The sequence below is a fragment of the Streptomyces sp. NPDC054841 genome (assembly GCF_053611045.1).
On sequence record NZ_JBSGZO010000014.1, the window covers coordinates 1 to 18515 of the forward strand.

The following is an 18515-nucleotide window of genomic DNA, read 5'->3' on the forward strand; positions in this document are numbered from 1 at the left end:
GCCGGGCCCTGACGGGGACAGCGGCGCTGCGCAGGCCGCCGGGCCGCCTGCGCCCGCAGGGCCGGGAGCTGCCGGGTCCGGGGCAGATGCCGCACACGGCCCTGGCCGTCCCGGCTCCGCCGTCGGGCCGGACGCCGCGTCGGCGCGCGCGGACGCGGACGCACCCGGGCGCGGCGACGCGCGTCGCCGACGCGCCCGGCTCCGCGCCGCGGTCGCAGGCGCCGGGGCGCTCGCCATCGTCGGTGGCGTGGCCGCATGGTTGGTGGCGGACAGGGCGGACAAGGCTGATGAGGGGGGACACGACCGGACGCGGCCCCCGGCGTCCGCGTCCGCCCCCGCGCGCAGCGGCACATCCGGGGCGATGCCCACCCCCGACGCCTGGCGCTGGCGCCCCTATTCGGAGTCGCGGCTCGACGCGGAGATCTCGGTGCCCGCCTCGTACCGGCGCGAGCCCGTCACCTCGGAGGCGGAGCTCGCGCAGGACAAAGCGATCACCTTCGAGGAGCGCGGCAACCCCTCCTGGATCGAGCTGAAACGCGCGGACGCCGAGACCGGCACCCCCGTCGCCTGGGCCGGCCGCGAGCTGACGTGGCTGAAGGACGGCGGTGCGCGCGGCGGCAGCTTCACCGCGGCCAACGCGAAGGGCACCGTCGTGCCCACCAACCTCGACGGCATGGACGCCGCTCTCCTCGATGTCACGTACGACGCCCAGGAGGGCGACACGGGCCGCACTGTCCGGCGCATGGCCCTCTACGTCCTCACCGACCAGGACGAGCGGTTCACCGTCCTCGTCGAGATGCCCAAAGGCGGCAAGGAAGAGGCCGAAGGCATCGACCTCTTCAAGGGCGTACGGGAGCGCGTCAAACTCGGAAAAGTGGCGACAGGGACGTCGGATGCGGCCACAAGCCCCTGATCAGGGCTTATCTGCCAGTGATCGCTGGCGCGATGTGAGGACCTGGCGAAAAGCTGTTACCGACGGGTACCCAAAGTCTTGATTGCGTCATACTCTCGCCCCCATGACGGACTCGCAGGCCCCCGCCGCCCAGCACACCGGCCCCCTCGGCACCAACCCCACCGCCGCCGCCCCGGCAGGCGCGCGCACCGCCGCCGATGTGGTCACGCCCGAGGTGGTCGCCCAGCTCACCCGTGGAGTCGTCGGCTCCGGCCGTACCGCCAACCACTCTCCCTTCACCGCGGAGAAGCTGGCCGACCTGCCCGAGTCCACCCCCGAGGACGTCGCGGAGGCCTTCGCCCGCGCCCGCGCCGCCCAGCCCGCCTGGGCCGCCACCTCCCCCCGCGCCCGCGCCGCCGTACTGCTCCGCTTCCACGACCTGATCCTGGAGCGCCAGGCCGAAGTCCTCGACCTGATCCAGCTGGAGACCGGCAAAGCCCGTCTCCACGCCCACGAAGAGGTCCTGGCCGTCGCCGTCGCCTCCCGCCACTACGGCCGCAAAGCCCCGGCCTACCTCAGGCCCAAGCGGCACACCGGCGTCGTCCCCGTCCTCACCAGGACCACCGAACTGCGCCAGCCGCGCGGCGTCGTCGGCCAGATCGCCCCCTGGAACTACCCCCTGGAGCTGTCCGTCGGCGATGCGCTGCCCGCCTTCGTCTCCGGCAACGCGGTGGTCATGAAGCCCGACACCGAGACCGCGCTGACCGCACTCTGGGCCCGTGACCTGCTCATCGAGGCCGGGCTCCCGGCCGGTGTGTTCCAGGTCGTCCTCGGCGAGGGCCCGGTCGTCGGCCCCGAGGTCGTCAAGCACGCCGACTACGTCTCGTTCACCGGCTCCACCCGCACCGGCCGCGAGGTCGCCCAGGGTGCCGCCGCCCGTCTCATCGGCGTCTCCCTCGAACTCGGCGGCAAGAACGCCATGCTGGTGCTCCACGACGCCGACATCGACAAGGCGGCGGCCGGTGCCGTCCGTGCCTGCTTCTCCTCCGCCGGCCAGCTCTGCATCTCCATCGAGCGGCTCTACGTCCACGAGTCCGTCGCCGACGCGTTCGTGGAGCGTTTCGCGGCCCGTACGAAGGCGATGCGCCTCGGCAACTCCCTCGCGTACGGCGCCGACATGGGCTCCCTCGTCGGCGAGCGCCAGCTGGAGACCGTCAAGCGCCATGTCGAGGAAGCCGTGGCCAAGGGTGCGACCCTGGTGGCGGGCGGAGCGCACCGCTCCGACATCGGCCCGTACTTCTACGAGCCGACCATCCTCGACGGTGTCGAGGCACCGATGGCCGTCTGCACCGAGGAGACCTTCGGCCCGGTCGTCTCCATCTACCGCTTCAAGGACGAGGACGACGTCATCGAGCAGGCCAACGCCACCCCGTACGGCCTCAACTCCAGCGTCTGGACCAAGGACGGCAGGCGCGGCCACGCCGTCGCCGCCCGCCTGCGCACCGGCACCGTCAACATCAACGAGGGGTACGCGCCCGCGTACGGCAGCGTGCAGTCTCCGATGGGCGGCATGAAGGACTCCGGTCTGAGCCGACGGCACGGCTCCGAGGGCATCCTCAAGTACACCGAGGCCCAGACCGTCGCCCAGCAGCGACTGATCCCGCTCGCCCCGTCCTTCGGCATGGACGACGAGAAGTACGCGGCCTTCATGAGCATGTCCCTGAAGGCGATGAAGGCCCTGCGCCTGCGCTAGGGAGTGTCTTCAAAGTAGCGTCGTCCGCCCGAAGGGCGGGCCCGGCGGCGTCTGGTGCGTGCGATCGCAAGGCGGAGAAAGGAGTCCATGCGGAGCATCGGCGACTGACGACAACGCAGCGTGGGGGCACCTCCCGTGCCCGAAGGGCTACGGGGGAGTGCGTGCCAGGCGTCGCCGGGCAGACGCGACTTTGAAGACACGACCTAGCACCACCCGGTACCCGCACGTTTGTTGACGAGGAGAGCCATGCCCGAGGACTTCCCTGCCCAAAAACAGGGCGAGAGTGACGCGGAATCCGCCTACGACTACGACGTCATCGTCGTCGGATCGGGCTTCGGCGGCTCGGTCTCGGCCCTGCGTCTCACCGAGAAGGGCTACCGCGTAGGCGTCCTGGAGGCAGGCCGCCGCTTCACCCGCGAGACGCTGCCCAAGAACTCCTGGGACCTGCGCAACTACCTCTGGGCCCCTGCCCTCGGCCTCTTCGGCATCCAGCGCATCCATCTGCTCGGCAATGTGATGGTGCTGGCGGGCGCGGGCGTCGGCGGCGGGTCACTGAACTACGCCAACACGCTCTACGTACCGCCCGCGCCGTTCTTCAACGACCCGCAGTGGAAGGACATCACGGACTGGGAGGGGGAGCTGAAGCCGTACTACGACCAGGCACGGCGCATGCTCGGGGTCCGCCTCAACCCGACCATGACCCCGTCCGACGTCCACCTGAAGGCGACCGCCCAGGCGATGGGCGTCGGCGACACCTTCCACATGGCCCCGGTGGGTGTCTTCTTCGGCGACGGGCGAGACGCCGTCGGCGAGGACGGGGCCGGCGAGGACGGGGCCGGCAAGGCGAAGGCCAAGCCCGGCGCGGAGGTCCCCGACCCGTACTTCGGCGGGGCCGGTCCGTCCCGCCGCGCCTGCACCGAGTGCGGCGAATGCATGACGGGCTGCCGCCACGGCGCGAAGAACACCCTCAACGAGAACTACCTCTACCTCGCCGAGAAGGCGGGCGCGGTCATCCACCCCATGACGTCCGTCGTCGCCGTCGCCGAGGACTCGCGCGGCGGCTTCGCCGTCAAGACGCTCCGCAGCGACAACAAGCGCAAGGGCAAGGGGCGTACGTTCACGGCGCAGCGCGTCATCATCGCCGCCGGTACGTACGGCACCCAGACCCTCCTCCACCGGATGAAGGACACCGGGCTGCTGCCGCGCATCTCCGGACGCCTGGGCGAGCTGACCCGCACCAACTCCGAGGCGATCGTGGGCGCGCAGACCGACAACCGCCGCTACCGCAAGCGGCACGGCGAGGAGAAGGTCGACTTCACGCGCGGCGTCGCGATCACGTCCTCGATCCACCCCGACGCCAACACCCACATCGAGCCGGTCCGCTACGGCAAGGGCTCCAACGCCATGGGTGGCATGACCGTGCTCCAGGTGCCCTACAGCGCGACGCACCGGGTCGCGGCCTGGGCCGGCAACATGATCAAGCACCCCTGGCTCGCCGTCCGTGCACTGTCCAACCGCCGCTGGTCGGAGCGGACCATCATCGGCCTGGTCATGCAGTCGCTGGACAACTCGCTGACGACGTACCGCAAGCCCAAGGGCCTCGGCAAGGGGCTGCTCACCGCCCGCCAGGGCCACGGCGCCCCCAACCCCAAGCAGATTCCCGAGGCCACCCGTGCCGCCTCGATCCTGGCCGAGGAGATCAACGGTTTCGCCGGCTCCAACGTCGGTGAACTGATGGGCACCCCGCTCACCGCCCACTTCCTGGGCGGCTGCCCGATCGGCGCCTCCGCGGAGTCGGGCGTCCTCGACCCGTACCACCGCCTCTACGGCCACCCGGGCATCTCGGTCGTCGACGGAGCGGCGGTCTCCGCGAACCTCGGCGTGAACCCGTCCCTCACGATCACGGCCCAGGCCGAGCGGGCGATGTCCTTCTGGCCCAACAAGGGCGACACGGACCCCCGCCCGGAGCAGGGCGTCTCGTACGCACGCCTCTCCCCGGTCGCCCCGAAGTCCCCGGCGGTCCCGGCGGACGCGTTCGGCGCGCTGAACCTGCCGTTCCTGGGGATGCCGGCGGTCCCGCCGAAGAAGTAGTTCCAGGCAAAAGAAGAGCGCTGCACCCCCCTCCGAGTGCAGCGCTCTTCCTGCTTTTGTGCGGTGTGTTACGCGGTGACGTCGCTCTTGCGGCGCTTCATCGCGAAGACGACACCGGCACCGGCGACGATGGCGATGCCACCGGCGATCCCGATGGTCGGGAGTACCGAGGAGGAGCCGGTCTCGGCGAGGTTGCCGGTGACGGGGATCTCCTCGGCGCCGCCCTGAGGCTTGACGTCCTTCGGCTTGTCACCGTTCGGCTTGGCCTCGTCGACGTCGCCCGGCTCGCTGCCCGACTTCAGAACGTCGAACTCGTAGAACTCGCCGTTCTCGTAGCAGGTCTCGTCCTTGTCGTAACCACCGACGGCGAGGGCGAGGCTCTTGCCGGCCGGGGCGGCCTTGTCGATGCGCAGACGCATCTTGATCGAGCGCTTCTCGTCCTTCTTCAGGTCGATGACGTCGAAGAAGAGACCGTTGTTGGCGCCCGAGAGGTTACCGCCGCTGGTCCACTTGCCGTCGGTGCCCTTGTACTCGAAGTGCGCGTACTTCTCGATCAGCTGGTTCTCGTCACTGATCAGCTCGTCCTCGTAGGAGGCGAAGGTGAAGAGGTAGAAGTCCTTGATCTCGGACTTGCTGTTGTTCTTGACGTCGAGGCTGAAGGTCTTCCACTCCCCGCCCGCGACGATCTTGTTCGGGAAGCCGGAGAGCTTGACGTCGACCTGAGCGATCTCGCACTCGCCCTCGTCGGCGTCCTCGTCGTCCTCGCCCGGCTCCTCCTCGTCGCCGCCGGTGGTGGCACCCGTGGTGCTGTTTCCGCCGGTGGTGCCGGTCGTGCCGGTCGAGGCGTCGCCGCCGGTGGTGGCTTCGCCGCCGGTCGTGCCGGTGGTGGCCTCGCCACCCGTGGTGCCCGTGGTGCCCGTCGTGGCGTCGCCGCCGGTGGTGGCCTCGCCGCCGGTGGTGCCAGTGGTGGCCTCGCCACCCGTGGTGCCGTCGGTGGAGCCCGTCGTGCCGGTGGTCGCGTCGCCACCCGTGGTGCCGTCGGTCGAGCCCGTCGTGCCGGCGGTCGCGTCGCCGCCGGTGGTGCCGTCGGTGGAGCCTGTGGTGCCGGTGGAGCCGGCGGAGGTCGTGCTTGTGGTGCCGTTGGTGTCGTCCGCGAACGCGGACGGCGCCGCCAGGAAGGCGGCGGGGGCTATGACAGCGGTCGCTGCGGCGACAGCCATAGCGCGGCGAAGCTTCATGAAGACCTCAGGGAAGTCTGGCGTACCGCGTCGTGCGGTACGGAGTCGGGGTGCCATTCCCGGCTGTGGGGTCACGGGTGTGGCTGTTGGTTCCGCATGCATGACCTGTGACCAGGGGGATTGGTTGTACGGCCCCTCACAGAATCTTTATGTGTCGTGCGCCACATCCGTCGGGGGCGAGGCAAAGGCGGAGGCGGGGGCGAAACCGAAACAGGAAGGGCCCCGCGGAAGCGTTTCCGCGGGGCCCTTGGCTGTCAGCACCGACGTCAGGGCTGCGCCGGTGCCGAGTGCGGCGCCGGGGGGGGGGGTAGGGCGCCGCTGGCGTGGGGTTGCCGGATACCGCATCCGTACCGGCGCACAGAAGGGCGCGCGGAGTGGTGTGGACCAATGGCAATGGTGGAGTGCAGTGCTGCTGTGCGGGTGGGACGGGGAGTGCCTGCATCGTGCTGGAAGGTTGCGGCCTGCGCAACCGTTTCGACCGGATGCGGTCGGCCCCGGGCGTCCCCGGAGCCGACCGCCCTTGGGGTGACCGGGCTGCTGTCCCCTGCCGACCGGTCACGCGCGCCGGAGCGAGGTCCCACGACGCACCTGCGGTACGCCACACGCCCCAGCGGAGCCACGCGTGGTTCTTTCCTTCGGGGCCCGCCCCTGGCTGGCACGGACATCGGGACCAACGAAGCCGTACGGGAGCGGTCACGGGCCGTACGGGTGAGAGGACGCCCGTACTGGCGTGCGTGTCCAGATGCGGCCCCGGCCATTCAGATGCGGCCCCGGCACAGCTCCAGCAGCGTCATCGCCAGCGACGTACCCGGCTTGCCGAGCGCGTCCCTGTAGCGGCCGAGCACCTCCATCTCGCGCGAGAGGTTCACGCGGCGGCCGCCGGAGGTGATGCGGGCCTCCTGGATGACGGCCGAGACGGCCATCCGTTCCTGGATCAGACCAATGATCCGGTCGTCGAGCGTGTCGATGCGCTCACGGGCTCCGGTGATCACATCCGCGGCCTCGGAGGTGCGGGCGCCGGTGTCGGTGACGGGGGTGACGGTCATGGTGAAGGGCTCCTTGGTGGAGGCCCCGGAACAACCGGGCCCGGAAACCACAGAGCGCCCCGGGCCTGGTGGCCCGGGGCGCCTGGGAAGTCGCTTGTCAGTTGCTCAAGCAGCACGACCATGGCAGCCGGCGGGCCGGGTGCCATAGGTAAAGACGAAGGTCGAGTGCTTGCGCATGGGGGTCAGTATGGCCCGGCCCCGAGGGCGGGGCCAACGCGGGTTCGGATGGTGAGACGAAGAGCCACCCTCCTCCGCCGGTAGAATCGACAAATAGAGACCCCTCCCACCACCGCCGGAAGGCCGCCGTAGTGTCCTCAGCGTCCCCTGCTGCCGCGCCCGCACCCAACCCGGACGTAGTCCTCGTTGTCGACTTCGGCGCGCAGTACGCCCAGCTCATCGCCCGCCGCGTCCGTGAGGCCCGGGTCTACAGCGAGATCGTCCCCTCCACCATGCCGGTGGCGGAGATGCTGGCCAAGAAGCCGGCGGCGATCATCCTCTCCGGCGGCCCGTCGTCCGTGTACGAGGAGGGCGCCCCGCGCCTCGACCGTGCGCTCTTCGAGGCCGGTGTCCCCGTCTTCGGCATGTGCTACGGCTTCCAGCTGATGGCGCAGACCCTCGGCGGCACCGTCGACAACTCCGGTGCGCGTGAGTACGGCCGCACGGAGCTGCACGTGAGCAAGACGGGCTCCACGCTCTTCGAGGGCACCCCGGCCGAACAGCCGGTGTGGATGTCCCACGGCGACGCCTGCTCCGCCGCGCCCGAGGGCTTCACCGTCACCGCGTCCACGGACGTCGTCCCGGTCGCGGCCTTCGAGAACGACGAGAAGAAGCTGTACGGCGTGCAGCACCACCCCGAGGTGATGCACTCCACCTACGGCCAGCAGGTCCTGGAGCACTTCCTCTACCGGGGCGCGGGCATCGAGCCGACCTGGACGACCCACAACGTGGTCGAGGAGCAGGTCGCGCTGATCCGTGAGCAGGTCGGCGACAAGCGCGCGATCTGCGGGCTGTCCGGCGGTGTGGACTCGGCGGTCGCCGCCGCCCTCGTCCAGAAGGCCATCGGCTCCCAGCTGACCTGCGTGTACGTCGACCACGGCCTGATGCGCAAGGGCGAGACCGAGCAGGTCGAGAAGGACTTCGTCGCCGCGACCGGCGTCTCGCTGAAGGTCGTCGACGCGCAGGAGCGCTTCCTGACCGCGCTCGCCGGGGTCTCCGACCCCGAGGAGAAGCGGAAGATCATCGGCCGGGAGTTCATCCGGGTCTTCGAGCAGGCGCAGGCCGAGATCATCGCCGAGGCGGGCGCGCACGGCGACCAGCCGGTCCAGTTCCTGGTGCAGGGCACCCTCTACCCGGACGTGGTGGAGTCCGGCGGCGGCACCGGCACCGCGAACATCAAGTCGCACCACAACGTCGGCGGCCTCCCCGAGGACCTCGAGTTCGAGCTGGTCGAGCCGCTGCGCAAGCTGTTCAAGGACGAGGTCCGGATGGTCGGCCAGGAGCTGGGCCTTCCGGAGGAGATCGTCCAGCGTCAGCCGTTCCCGGGACCGGGTCTCGGTATCCGTATCGTCGGCGAGGTCACCAAGGACCGCCTCGACCTGCTGCGCGAGGCGGATGCGATCGCCCGCGAGGAGCTCACCGCGGCCGGACTCGACCGCGACATCTGGCAGTGCCCGGTGGTCCTGCTCGCCGATGTGCGCAGCGTCGGTGTCCAGGGCGACGGCCGGACGTACGGCCACCCGATCGTGCTCCGCCCGGTGTCCAGCGAGGACGCCATGACGGCGGACTGGACGCGCATGCCGTACGAGGTGCTCGCCAAGATCTCGACCCGGATCACCAACGAGGTCGCGGACGTCAACCGGGTGGTGCTGGACGTGACGTCGAAGCCGCCGGGCACCATCGAGTGGGAGTGACCCCTCCCCGTACGAACAAGGACGAAGCCGTCGCCCGCCTCGCGCGGGCGGCGGCTTCGGCGCGTGAAACCTCTGGTCAGTTGGGGTGACCGGAGGTACCTTCCGCCGCATGACCGAGACGCCCGCCCAGACGTCGTCCGGGGCACCGCTCCCCGTTCCCGCGCCCGTCCCTGTCGAGCAGCTCCATTTCGCCATGCCGCCCGTGCACGAGTCCCCGGCCGACGAGCGGGCGTACCGGAAACAGCGGCTCGCCGGGGCGCTCAGGCTCTTCGCGCGGTTCGGGTACGAGGAGGGTGTTTCCGGGCACATCACCGCGCGGGATCCGGAGGTCCCGGACTGTTTCTGGGTCAATCCGTTCGGGGAACCGTTCGCCACGATGACCGCGGGCAAGCTCATCCTGGTCAACGGTGACGGACAGGTCGTGCTGGGCACCCGGCACGTCAACCAGGCCGCGTTCGCCGTGCATGCCGAGATCCACCGGGCCAGGCCCGAGGCCGTCGCCGTCGCGCACAGCCACTCCGTGCACGGCCGGGCGCTGGCGGCGCTGGGGGAGCTGCTCGATCCGATCACCCAGGAGGCGTGCGCCTTCTACGAGGACCACGCTCTGTACGACGCGTACACGGGTGTGGTGGTGGACGCGGCAGAAGGCCGGCGCATCGCCTCCGCGCTCGGTGCGCACAAGGGCATCATCCTGCGCAATCACGGGCTGCTCACCGTCGGCGACTCGGTGGACGCGGCCGCCTGGTGGTTCCTCTCGATGGAGCGCTGCGCCCAGATCCAGCTCGAGGCCCGGGCGGCGGGAAAGCCGCTCCTCATCGACCACCGCGACGCCCTCGCCACCCGCGAGCAGCTCGGCACCGATCTTGTCGCATGGATCAACTACCAGCCGATGTGGTGGCAGATCGCGGCGGCGGAGCCCGAACTCATGTCGTAGTACGTCAATTTGATCGTGCGCAAATCACCCTTGCGGCGGCTTTCCGGTGCGTGATTGTCCCCGCCCGTACGGCACAATTCCTTGGAATTACGGGGTAGTTGCCGAAGCTGCCTGCCGGGGAAGGGTGCGTCGCCGTGGCGGTGCAAGAAGCGGGACACAGCGTGCACGGTGGAGGCTGCACGTGCGGCGACTGCCCGCACGGAGCACGCGAGGGCCATCGGCGAGCCGTCGCCGGGTTCCTCGCCCTGCGCGACGGACTGGCCGGGGGGCAGGGGCTGCCCGCCCAGGTCGCCTACTCCGCGGGCGCGTCCCGTCAGTGGGTCTCCGACGAGCTGACCGAGTCGGCCCGTGCCGTCGCGGAACGAAGCCGGGCGGCAGGCGAGGCCTGGCTCACCAGGGTCTGGCGGCGCACACTCCTCGCCCTGTGGGGCTGGGTCGCAGTGCTGCTCATCGCCCAGGCCGGGACCGCGCTCGGCTCCGGCTGGAGCGTCTCCCGCACCGCGGGACTGGCCGCCGCGGTCTGCCTGGCGGCCCTGCTCACCGGGGCGGCCCGGCTGCACCGGACGCACGGCGGCCTGCTCGCCCCGCTCGTCGGCGAGGACAACCGGCTGTCGACCTCGCGGGCCGTCGCCGCCGCGTGGGTGCTCTTCGCCGCCTACAGCGTCCTGTTCCTGGCGTTCCGCCTCGCCGCGTCGGAGCCGGCCGGACTCGGACTCGCCCAGGGCGCCGCCCTGCTGACCATCGTCACGGTCGTCTGCCTGATCGCCGTCGTCGTACGCCGCGTCGTCACCGTACGCATCATCACGCAGCGCCTGCAGAAGGTGCAGGCGGACCGGCCGCGCCCCGCCGATCTGCTGTGCGACGACGCGGGGCGCGGCAGTTTCCCGGACGCGCAGTACGTCCTCGTCGGCGCTGCCGCGCTGGCCTGTGCGGGGGTCCTGCTCGCCCGCCGCCCCGACCAGTTGCCCGGACTGCCGTGGGGCCTCACGGTGCTGGTCCTGGTCTCCGCCGGCGTCTATCTCGCCGGGAAGTACGCGGAGGGCGGCCGGCCGGTCGTCCTCTCCGTCGTCCGCGCCCGTGAGCCCGGTGACCTCGACGGCCCCATCCGCACCGGCGACGACATCGAGATCCGCGGCGCCGGTTTCGTGCCGCCGGGCGCGGGAAGCCCCGACCGGCTGGCCCGGATGACCGTCCGTATCGGCCCTGTCCACGTCCATGTCCCGCTGATCCCCGTCCCGGGCGGCTTCATCAACCCCACCGACACGAGCGTCACGGTCCCGGTTCCGGCCGAGGTCGAACCGGGCAGGGTCGATGTGCAGGTGGTGACGGCGGCGGGCACCGAGTCGAACCGGGTGACCATCGACGTCGCGGACTGAGCCGTCGTCGTGCACCGAGGCGGCGTCGTGCACCGAGGCGGCGTCGTGCACCGAGCCGTCGTCGTGCACCGAGCCGTCGTCGTGCACTGAGCCGTACGGCCGTCATCTCCGTATGCATAGGCGCGGAGCGTGGGGAGAATCGTTCCAGCCGGGTCAAACACGGAGGCGACGATGACGCATGTGTACCGAACGACGGCCACCTACTCGAGCGATCAGGTCGGGAGCAGCTGGAAGGAGCGCGTGCAGCCCTACGCGCTGCTGCCGCTACGGCTCTTCCTCGGGGTGACGTTCATCTATGCGGGGCTCGACAAGCTCACCGACAGTGCGTTCGTGTCGGCGACCGGCCCCGGGTCCATCGGGGAGCTCATGCACAATGTGCGGAACACCTCCGCCGTCCCCGGACTGGTGGACATGGCCCTGCGCAACCCCGAAGGTTTCGGCTACGCCATGGCCTTCGGCGAGCTGGCCGTCGGCATCGGCACCCTGGTCGGGCTGCTGGCGCGGCTCGCCGCGCTCGGCGGGGCGCTGATCTCGCTGAGCCTGTGGCTGACGGTGAGCTGGCAGACCGAGCCGTACTACTACGGCAACGACCTCCCGTACATGTTTTGCTGGGTACCTCTCGTGCTGGCCGGGGCGTCCGTCTGGTCGCTGGACGCCTTGATCAGGCGCCGACGTCATGACCGGGCGGCCTACTAGGACAGGTGCCGGTACAGCGTTGCCCTGGACACTCCCAGAGCCTTCGCTATGGCGCTGACGCTCTCGCCCTTGGCCTTCCTTGCCTTGGCCACGACGAGGAGATCATCAGTGATCACCGTGGGTCGTCCCCCGGTGCGCCCCTGTGCCTTGGCCGCTTCAAGTCCGGCCTTGGTCCTGTCCTTGATGAGAGAGCGCTCAAACTCCGCCATGGCGGCAATGATCTGGAAGAAGAGACGGCCGTCGGCGGAGGTTGTGTCTACGGCGCTGAGAGCCCCTGTCAGCACCTTGAAGCCGATACCCCGTTCCCTCAGGCCGTCAACGATGCTCACAAGGTCGATGAGGGACCTTCCAAGCCTGTCGAGCTTCCAGGCAACGAGGGTGTCTCCCTCTCTCAGGTAGTCGAGTACGGCTGTCAGTTCGGGGCGATCGGTGTTCCTGCCGGATGCCTTGTCTTCGAAGATCCGAGAGCATCCCGCTTCGGCGAGTGCATCCCGTTGAAGCTGTGCTTCCTGGTCATCTGTTGAGACTCGGGCGTAGCCGACGAGGTGACCGGTGGCAGTGTTCGTCGTCACGCCCCAAGCGTCTCATAACTCGTCTCAGAACATCAAGACGCTTCAGGTGGTTGTGAGACGGGTTTTGAACAACTCTAGGGGGCTCTGCGGGTCCCGCCGTCCACCGTCTCGTAAACCAAGGTTTCTGAGACGCCGTCCGCTGTGCCCTGAGACGCGCATCCCCGGGTAATGCAGGTGGGAATCCCTCGCTGGGACCGCAGGCGGACGTTCCTTCGACGCTGTACGGGTTTGAGGACTTACCGCGCTCCGCGCTCCGTGCACCGTGTGCACTGGCAGGGAGGCCAAGCGGGCGTGATGAGGGGTTGAAGATCGTCCGTCGTGGACACGGTTTGCTTAGGCTCCCAGGTCTTCCCTGAGTCACGGGAGACGCGCATGGTCATCAAGGGGCGGTCGCTGAAGAGTCCAACTGCCTTCTTGCGGATCATGAGTTGTGCGCCTCGGAGTGATGCCGGCGCAGCTCGACGTTCGCATCAGACACGGCGCTGTAGTCGCTTCTCGACCGGGAATTCTCCCGACGTACGCAGATGCCGAGACAAGTGCTGCATCCCGATACGGCCTTTGGTTCCGGTGGCAGTTCGGTGAGTCCATAACCCTTGGGTTGCTGTGTGCCCGCCATCAGTCCTCCCCGGTTTCATGACCCATCCATGGTCCACCGGTTTGCGAGCAACGCCGATGAGTATTCCCGTTCCTGACTAAAGATCACCGGTAGTGGGCTGCACACTGCTCAAGCAGTTCTCTTGCTTCACTTCCGAAGAGAGCGCGACGCTCGAACGAGGTGAAGACGGCGAGGTACTCAGAGACATCGCTGGGATCGCGAAAGACCATGCGACCGGTGAAGTTCTCAACAGTGGCCAACCGATCGTCGTAGACCGTGAAGGTGTTCATCGGGCCGCGTGGTATCACCGTCCCCATCGGGACAACTCCCATGCGGATATTGGGAAGGTGGGAGACTGACGCGAGGCGGTCAATCTGAACGGCGAGAGCAGAGTGCGGGACGATCGCCCACCTGACTGCCTGCTCAGTGAGGAGAAATGTGAACGTCTTCGCCGTATCGTAGAGAACAGCCTGACGCTCCAGCTTTCTCGCTATTGTCTTCGAAGGATCACCCGGCGTGTGGCCCAGGCTGGCACGGATGTACTCCGGTGTCGCCAACAGCCCTGTGATCATCGCTGGCAGAAAGTATCTCAGCTCCGCCGCTTCGGACTTCCAGTGAGGCCAACTCTGCCTGACGCTTCTCCATTCCCCTGCGCCAGGAAGAGCGCTTGTCCTGCCATTCGGTGTTAGCGATTCGAGCAAGGGCGGTAATCTCCGTCACCAGCTCAGGGGGAGCATCCAGGGCTCGAAGGATGCGTTCGACATCGACCAGCTTCGGTGTCTTCTTGCCGGTCTCGAACTTGCTGATCTGGCTCTGGGACATATTGCAGCGCCTTGCGAGCCGATCACCTGTGAGACCGGCCCGCTTGCGCAACTCGCGAAGCTTTTCTGCCAGATCAGTCTTCGACTGCCCTAGCTGCTCAGGATCGAACGTCACTCGTCACTCGGGTTCTTTCATGTACTCGAAGAACGGTACGGAGTGCGCCAGGGCTATGCGTTTCCACTCCAGGTACGGGGTGATGTCGCCAGCGAACAACTCCCGGTTTATCTGTGTCCCGTCCGGTCGGAAGTTGAGGTGCACTACTCGTGTCTCGTCGAACATCCACCAGTCAGTTCCCGAGAGTGGTAGGCCGTAGTCATCGTGCGTGACATCCAGAATTCGGATATCCTCCCCGGCTTGAATGTTTCCGGGGATACCCCAAGCGAATTGGTATCGCTGATAGTCCGTCAATGGTTGTCGCACGATCCGTACTCGTCCGATGGTCCGCCCCGATGCCGCATAGTCGTGCACGCGCTCATGCCATCGTGCGTTGTGGTCTGTGGGCTTGGGTTCACCTCGAAGGAACCGGGCAACGTTCTCGGTCTCCTTGGGCATGGTGTACGTGGGCTGAGCCTCGAACCGCCATGCGTCACGCTCGTAGGCGTCGAACGTCCTGCGCCACTCGTCACCATCCAAGAGCACGTACGGCCTCCCTGAGGACTGCTTCGGGGATCTCCACCAGGGCCTCACCCTCCGGCGGTTGGAAGGCGTTGGAGACATCCCCCTGGACCACGATGGAGCCGCCTGCCGTGCGGTAGACGTTCGGGCAGTCGTCGTCATCGCAGTTGGGTCCGTCGAACTTGCCGGTTAGACGGGTCAGTTCCTCACGCGTCATGGTGCCCCCTTGTCTGCGACCCCTGTTGGGGCTCTTGTTGATCGACGCTACGCAGGCCGTTGTTCTTCGTCCATGCCAACTCCGAACTATTCCTGATACGGAATAAACGATTTTGGTGACGCCGTCTCTTGCCCTGTGAGGCTTCCTGCGGGGCGTTTGCCCCTGCGGCCTCACTTGGCTGCCGGTGGAGCCTCTTGGGCGCCCTGGATGTCATGCAGGAACGCTGCTGGCTGTGCCGATCCCCGTAACAGGAGCACTTCCAGGGTGGCTGACCTCATGTGGTGTGACTCTGCTCTCAGTTGCTCGGGATGTCGTCCCGGAATTGTTCAAAGGACACGTACATATTTTATGTGGGGGGTTGTATATACCCCCACGAAAAGAGTCTCCAGTAGTCACTTATGCTAGTGGGCATCCCCCTCGACAGGGGTGCCCGCTGAGTGAGTGTTGGGTACTTCCCTTCCTCATGCCCCGGCCTTCAATGAGGCCCGTTTGTCAGTGGATGGTGAAGGGCTGAGACGGATTCCCTAGGTCAACCTCGGCTCCGAAGTCGACTGTATTTGAAACCCCCTTGGCGTGAGGGTGCAGCCGGATACTGATTCCTGCCTTCAGTAGGTGACGTGTCCTCTCGTCTTCATTATCTTTGTTCCTCTCCCACATGTGACGGAAAGTTTCCCCGGTATCCCGGTACTCGTAACGGTCGGGCTTATCGCCTTCGGCCGAGAGGGAGTCGTGTTCCTCGTACAGGGCTGCAATCTCTTCCTCGGTGGACTTCCTGGCGAATCCAGAAGAGTTCCTTCCGTCGGGGCGGATGGACCTCTGGAGTTCCGTCACGTATTGCTCAATCTCATGGAGTCTCTGAGTGTTGTTCGAGCCCTTGACGTAGTGACGCTCATGCATGGGAAAGTCTCCGATGACTCCTAGGACCATTTTCTCTACGATCTCCCTCACCTTCTCGGCCCGGAAGGCGTAGCCCTTACCGCAGGAATCCCGATTGGCCGACTTGTTGCAGCGGTACACCGGCTTACCCTGTTGCCTCTCCGGATTGAAGAGATACAGGTTCCTGCCGCATCCCCCGCACAGTACAACTCCACGATATGCGGTCGTGTTCTTCGTAGAGCGACGGGCAACGCCGGGGCGCCCATTCATTTCATCCTGGAGCTTGGCCCATTCGTCGTCGGTAAGAACCGGATCGGCCATACGGATCTTTCCCTCGGAATTCAGAATCGGCTGTGATGCTCCGTACTTCTTTCCGGGTACCTTCACTTCCTCACACTTCCAGCCGAGGATGGTTTCAGACCTCAGAATGGAAGTGAGAGTGCGACTCCGCCATACCGGCGGAGAATCGCCGTTGTTCTTCCGGCGATTCGACATCCTCTCGGCTCCAGGGGACGGTACGCCTCTGGCGTTGAAGTCATCACAGATGGTCGAGTACGGCTCTCCGTCCTCAACTACTCGCCTGTAAATCTCCCGAATTACATCCTTCTGGTTCTCGCGCACCCGGAGCCTCATTGTTCCGTCAGTGTCACGGAAGGATTCGTAACCGTAGGGAGGGTTTCCCTTGGCCCATACATTCTTGGACTTGGCGTAGCTCTGGAACGACTTAACTCGCATGGAGATGTTCTGTGCTTCAGTCTCCGCGATGGCCGCAAACAGATCGATGATGACGTGCCGGAAAGGGCCGACCATGTCGAGTACAGGTTCCTTGGCTGAAACCAGGGACTTGCCGCCGTGAGCAGTCGCCCATTTGATCATGTCCTGCATGTCGACGACTTTGCGGACGAACCTGTCCATCTTCCAGAAGAGCAGCAGATCGAATTCAGGTGCTCGATTGTTCAGCCATTCCCCGAGTTCCAGCCTCTCGAAGGGATGGGACTTGGTGGCGGAGATGTGAGCGTCTCTGGCTACGCCTACCACCTGCCACCCGAGGTGTTGCCTCTCGGCCACGTAGGCCATGCAGTCCTGGAGCTGCCGTTCCAGCGAGGTGGATGCGTCCGTCTCGTTGCTGATCCTGAGGGCGATCAGTACACGCACAGGCTTCATGGACGGTGACCCTACAACAGCTGTACGCCAGTGACCTGGCCTATCTGATGGCCTGGCTGCCGCTGGTGCTGGCCGGTGCGTCGATGTTCTCGCTCGACGCCGCCATCGCTGAGCGGCGCCGCCGTATGCGGTAGTGCGTGAAGGTCACGACCCCGGCGAGGAAGAGACCGCCGAAGACGACCGGGAAGGCCATGAACCACTCGGTCTCCCAGGCGCCCGCCGCGTCCCCGAGATAGGCCGCGGCGGTCGTCAGAGCCGCCGCGCCCGCGATCAGCCGGCCCGGCCGGAACTCATGAAGCAGCACGGGTCACCTCCACCTGTCCGAGCCCGACCTCGAGATCGAGATCGAGCGTGCCCGCGGGCTTCGCGCCGGCCGGCGGGGCGAGCGTACGGGTACGGTCCTTGTCCGGGGCGATGTCCACATCGTTGGCCGGGTCGCCGGGCAGCCTGATGTCGCCGATCCCCGCCTGCGCCGACACATTCACCTTCGCTCCCTCGGGCACGACGACCTTCAGGCGTCCCGCGCCGACCTCGGCCCCGGTGCTCACGGTCGTCTGCGCCGGGATCGCGACGCGGCTGAGGTCGAGTGTGGCGTCGCCCGAGCCGAGTTCGTAACGCGGCGCGACGGCCGCGACCGTGGCGGGCTGCCACTGCGTCCGCGTCCAGTCGGCGCTGATCTCCTTGGGCAGCACGGAAGCGCCCGCCAGCAGGATGGCCGTGATCACCGTCATCAGGATCGTGCCCACGCCGATCCGCCCGAGGAAGCTGCCCACCGCGAGGCCGAGGCCGAACACCGCGAGCGCGCAGGCCAGTCCGATCTGCAGGCTCGTGCCCAGTGGCCGGCCGCCCCAGGACAGTGCCGTGCCCAGACCGCCGGCCACCAGGGCGAGCAGGAGGACGAGGCCGCCGATGCCGCGTGGTCCGCGGGGGCGTGGCGCGAGGGCGACCCGGTCGCGCCCGCCCCGGCGTGGCGGCGCCACGTCCGTCGCCGCGTCGGCCGGCCCCCACAGATAGCCGGTGGCGACCGGGCCCGTGGAGCCGTCCTTGATGATCGGGTCGCGCCACCAGGAGGGGCTGCCAGGCGTCGGCGGCGCCGTGGCCTCCGGCGGTGCCTCCGCCACCGCCTGCGCGGTCGCGCCGTCGAGCGGACCGCCGTCCGGTGCGACCATCGTGCGCCGCTGCGACCACACGGCGGCGCCGGTCACGGCCAGCGCGAGCAGTGCGGAGAACGCGAGCGTGCCGCCGTTGCCGATCATCGACAGGAACACGGCGCAGCCGAGCAGGGCCAGCAGCAGCGCTGCCAGACAGGCGCCGTCGACGCGGCCCGACAGGGCGCGCCGCGCCTCGTTCTCGTCGCTGCCCTCCAGTGGGATCAGCAGCCAGGCGAAGCCGTAGAAGATCAGGCCGACGCCGCCGGTCACCGACAGCACCCCGATGGCGATACGGAAGATCACCGGATCGATGTCGCAGTATCGGCCGAGGCCGCCGCACACTCCGCCCACGAGCTTGTGCCGCGGGGTCCGGCGCAGCAGCACGGGCGGAGGCTGCTGCTCCGACGGCGGCGAGGGCGGCGGAGCGGTCGGCTGAGTCATGACTCCATGGTGACGGGCCGCATGCCCGGGTGGCAGCCGCCCCGACCCTGGCCCTTCCCTGATATTGCGCCGATGCCGGCTCCGGGGGACCCCCGAGGTTCAGGGTCGGTCTCAGGGACGGCCCTG

The 18515-nt window shown here is 67.8% G+C and carries 15 protein-coding genes and 1 pseudogene; 7 read left to right on the forward strand and 9 right to left on the reverse strand.

Annotated elements, in window-relative coordinates:
* From ACWGI8_RS03710 to ACWGI8_RS03720, 3 genes are all read left to right on the forward strand, one after another.
* On the forward strand, positions 1–913 hold a 913-nt coding region (locus ACWGI8_RS03710), incomplete at its 5' end, for a hypothetical protein (protein ID WP_453658360.1).
* 103 nt (positions 914–1016) lie between these two features.
* The gene (locus ACWGI8_RS03715; protein WP_453658362.1) at positions 1017–2645 is read left to right on the forward strand and encodes a succinic semialdehyde dehydrogenase; all 1629 of its coding nucleotides are present in this window, start codon (positions 1017–1019) and stop codon (positions 2643–2645) included.
* A gap of 246 nt (positions 2646–2891) precedes the next feature.
* Positions 2892–4736, forward strand: coding sequence for a GMC oxidoreductase (locus ACWGI8_RS03720; RefSeq protein WP_453658364.1), 1845 nt, complete (start codon positions 2892–2894; stop codon positions 4734–4736).
* Positions 4737–4804: 68 nt separating this feature from the next.
* Here the strand turns inward: ACWGI8_RS03720 and ACWGI8_RS03725 are convergent, their stop codons facing one another.
* Together ACWGI8_RS03725 and ACWGI8_RS03730 are read right to left on the reverse strand one after the other, a co-directional pair.
* Positions 4805–5956, reverse strand: coding sequence for an LPXTG cell wall anchor domain-containing protein (locus ACWGI8_RS03725; RefSeq protein ID WP_453658366.1), 1152 nt, complete (start codon positions 5954–5956; stop codon positions 4805–4807).
* A 776-nt stretch (positions 5957–6732) separates the two neighbouring features.
* Complete coding sequence (locus ACWGI8_RS03730; RefSeq protein ID WP_453658368.1) at positions 6733–7020, reverse strand: chorismate mutase; 288 nt, start codon at positions 7018–7020, stop codon at positions 6733–6735.
* 308 nt (positions 7021–7328) lie between these two features.
* Between ACWGI8_RS03730 and guaA the strand changes: the two genes are divergently transcribed.
* The 4 genes from guaA to ACWGI8_RS03750 all read left to right on the forward strand — a co-directional run bounded on the left by guaA (position 7329) and on the right by ACWGI8_RS03750 (position 11936).
* Positions 7329–8930, forward strand: coding sequence for a glutamine-hydrolyzing GMP synthase (gene guaA / locus ACWGI8_RS03735; protein ID WP_453658370.1), 1602 nt, complete (start codon positions 7329–7331; stop codon positions 8928–8930).
* A gap of 109 nt (positions 8931–9039) precedes the next feature.
* Positions 9040–9864, forward strand: coding sequence for a class II aldolase/adducin family protein (locus ACWGI8_RS03740; RefSeq protein WP_453658372.1), 825 nt, complete (start codon positions 9040–9042; stop codon positions 9862–9864).
* Positions 9865–9998: 134 nt separating this feature from the next.
* Entirely contained in the window at positions 9999–11240 is a 1242-nt protein-coding gene (locus ACWGI8_RS03745) for a hypothetical protein (RefSeq protein WP_453658374.1), read from the forward strand.
* 171 nt (positions 11241–11411) lie between these two features.
* On the forward strand, positions 11412–11936 hold the full coding sequence (locus tag ACWGI8_RS03750; RefSeq protein WP_453658376.1) for a DoxX family protein: 525 nt from the start codon (positions 11412–11414) through the stop codon (positions 11934–11936).
* Here the strand turns inward: ACWGI8_RS03750 and ACWGI8_RS03755 are convergent.
* The 7 genes and pseudogenes from ACWGI8_RS03755 to ACWGI8_RS03785 all read right to left on the reverse strand — a co-directional run bounded on the left by ACWGI8_RS03755 (position 11933) and on the right by ACWGI8_RS03785 (position 18389).
* On the reverse strand, positions 11933–12508 hold the full coding sequence (locus ACWGI8_RS03755; protein WP_453658378.1) for a recombinase family protein: 576 nt from the start codon (positions 12506–12508) through the stop codon (positions 11933–11935). The genes ACWGI8_RS03750 and ACWGI8_RS03755 overlap by 4 nt on opposite strands.
* Before the next feature lie 699 nt (positions 12509–13207).
* Positions 13208–14039, reverse strand: a pseudogene (locus ACWGI8_RS03760) (helix-turn-helix domain-containing protein).
* Between the two features lie 3 nt (positions 14040–14042).
* Complete coding sequence (locus ACWGI8_RS03765; RefSeq protein ID WP_453658380.1) at positions 14043–14564, reverse strand: DUF6879 family protein; 522 nt, start codon at positions 14562–14564, stop codon at positions 14043–14045.
* On the reverse strand, positions 14548–14757 hold the full coding sequence (locus ACWGI8_RS03770) for a hypothetical protein (RefSeq protein ID WP_453658382.1): 210 nt from the start codon (positions 14755–14757) through the stop codon (positions 14548–14550). Before ACWGI8_RS03770 ends, ACWGI8_RS03765 begins: the two co-directional genes overlap by 17 nt.
* Positions 14758–15249: 492 nt before the next feature.
* Positions 15250–16797 carry a recombinase family protein gene (locus ACWGI8_RS03775; protein WP_453658384.1) on the reverse strand — a complete coding sequence of 516 codons (1548 nt, stop codon included), beginning with the start codon at positions 16795–16797 and terminating at the stop codon, positions 15250–15252.
* Between the two features lie 40 nt (positions 16798–16837).
* Positions 16838–17101: a hypothetical protein gene (locus ACWGI8_RS03780; protein WP_453658432.1), complete on the reverse strand. Its 264-nt coding sequence runs from the start codon at positions 17099–17101 to the stop codon at positions 16838–16840.
* A complete protein-coding gene (locus tag ACWGI8_RS03785; protein ID WP_453658386.1) occupies positions 17088–18389 on the reverse strand; it encodes a PspC domain-containing protein in 1302 nt (433 codons plus the stop codon). The genes ACWGI8_RS03780 and ACWGI8_RS03785 overlap by 14 nt, the downstream gene beginning before the upstream one ends.
* Between the last annotated feature and the right edge of the window lie 126 nt (positions 18390–18515).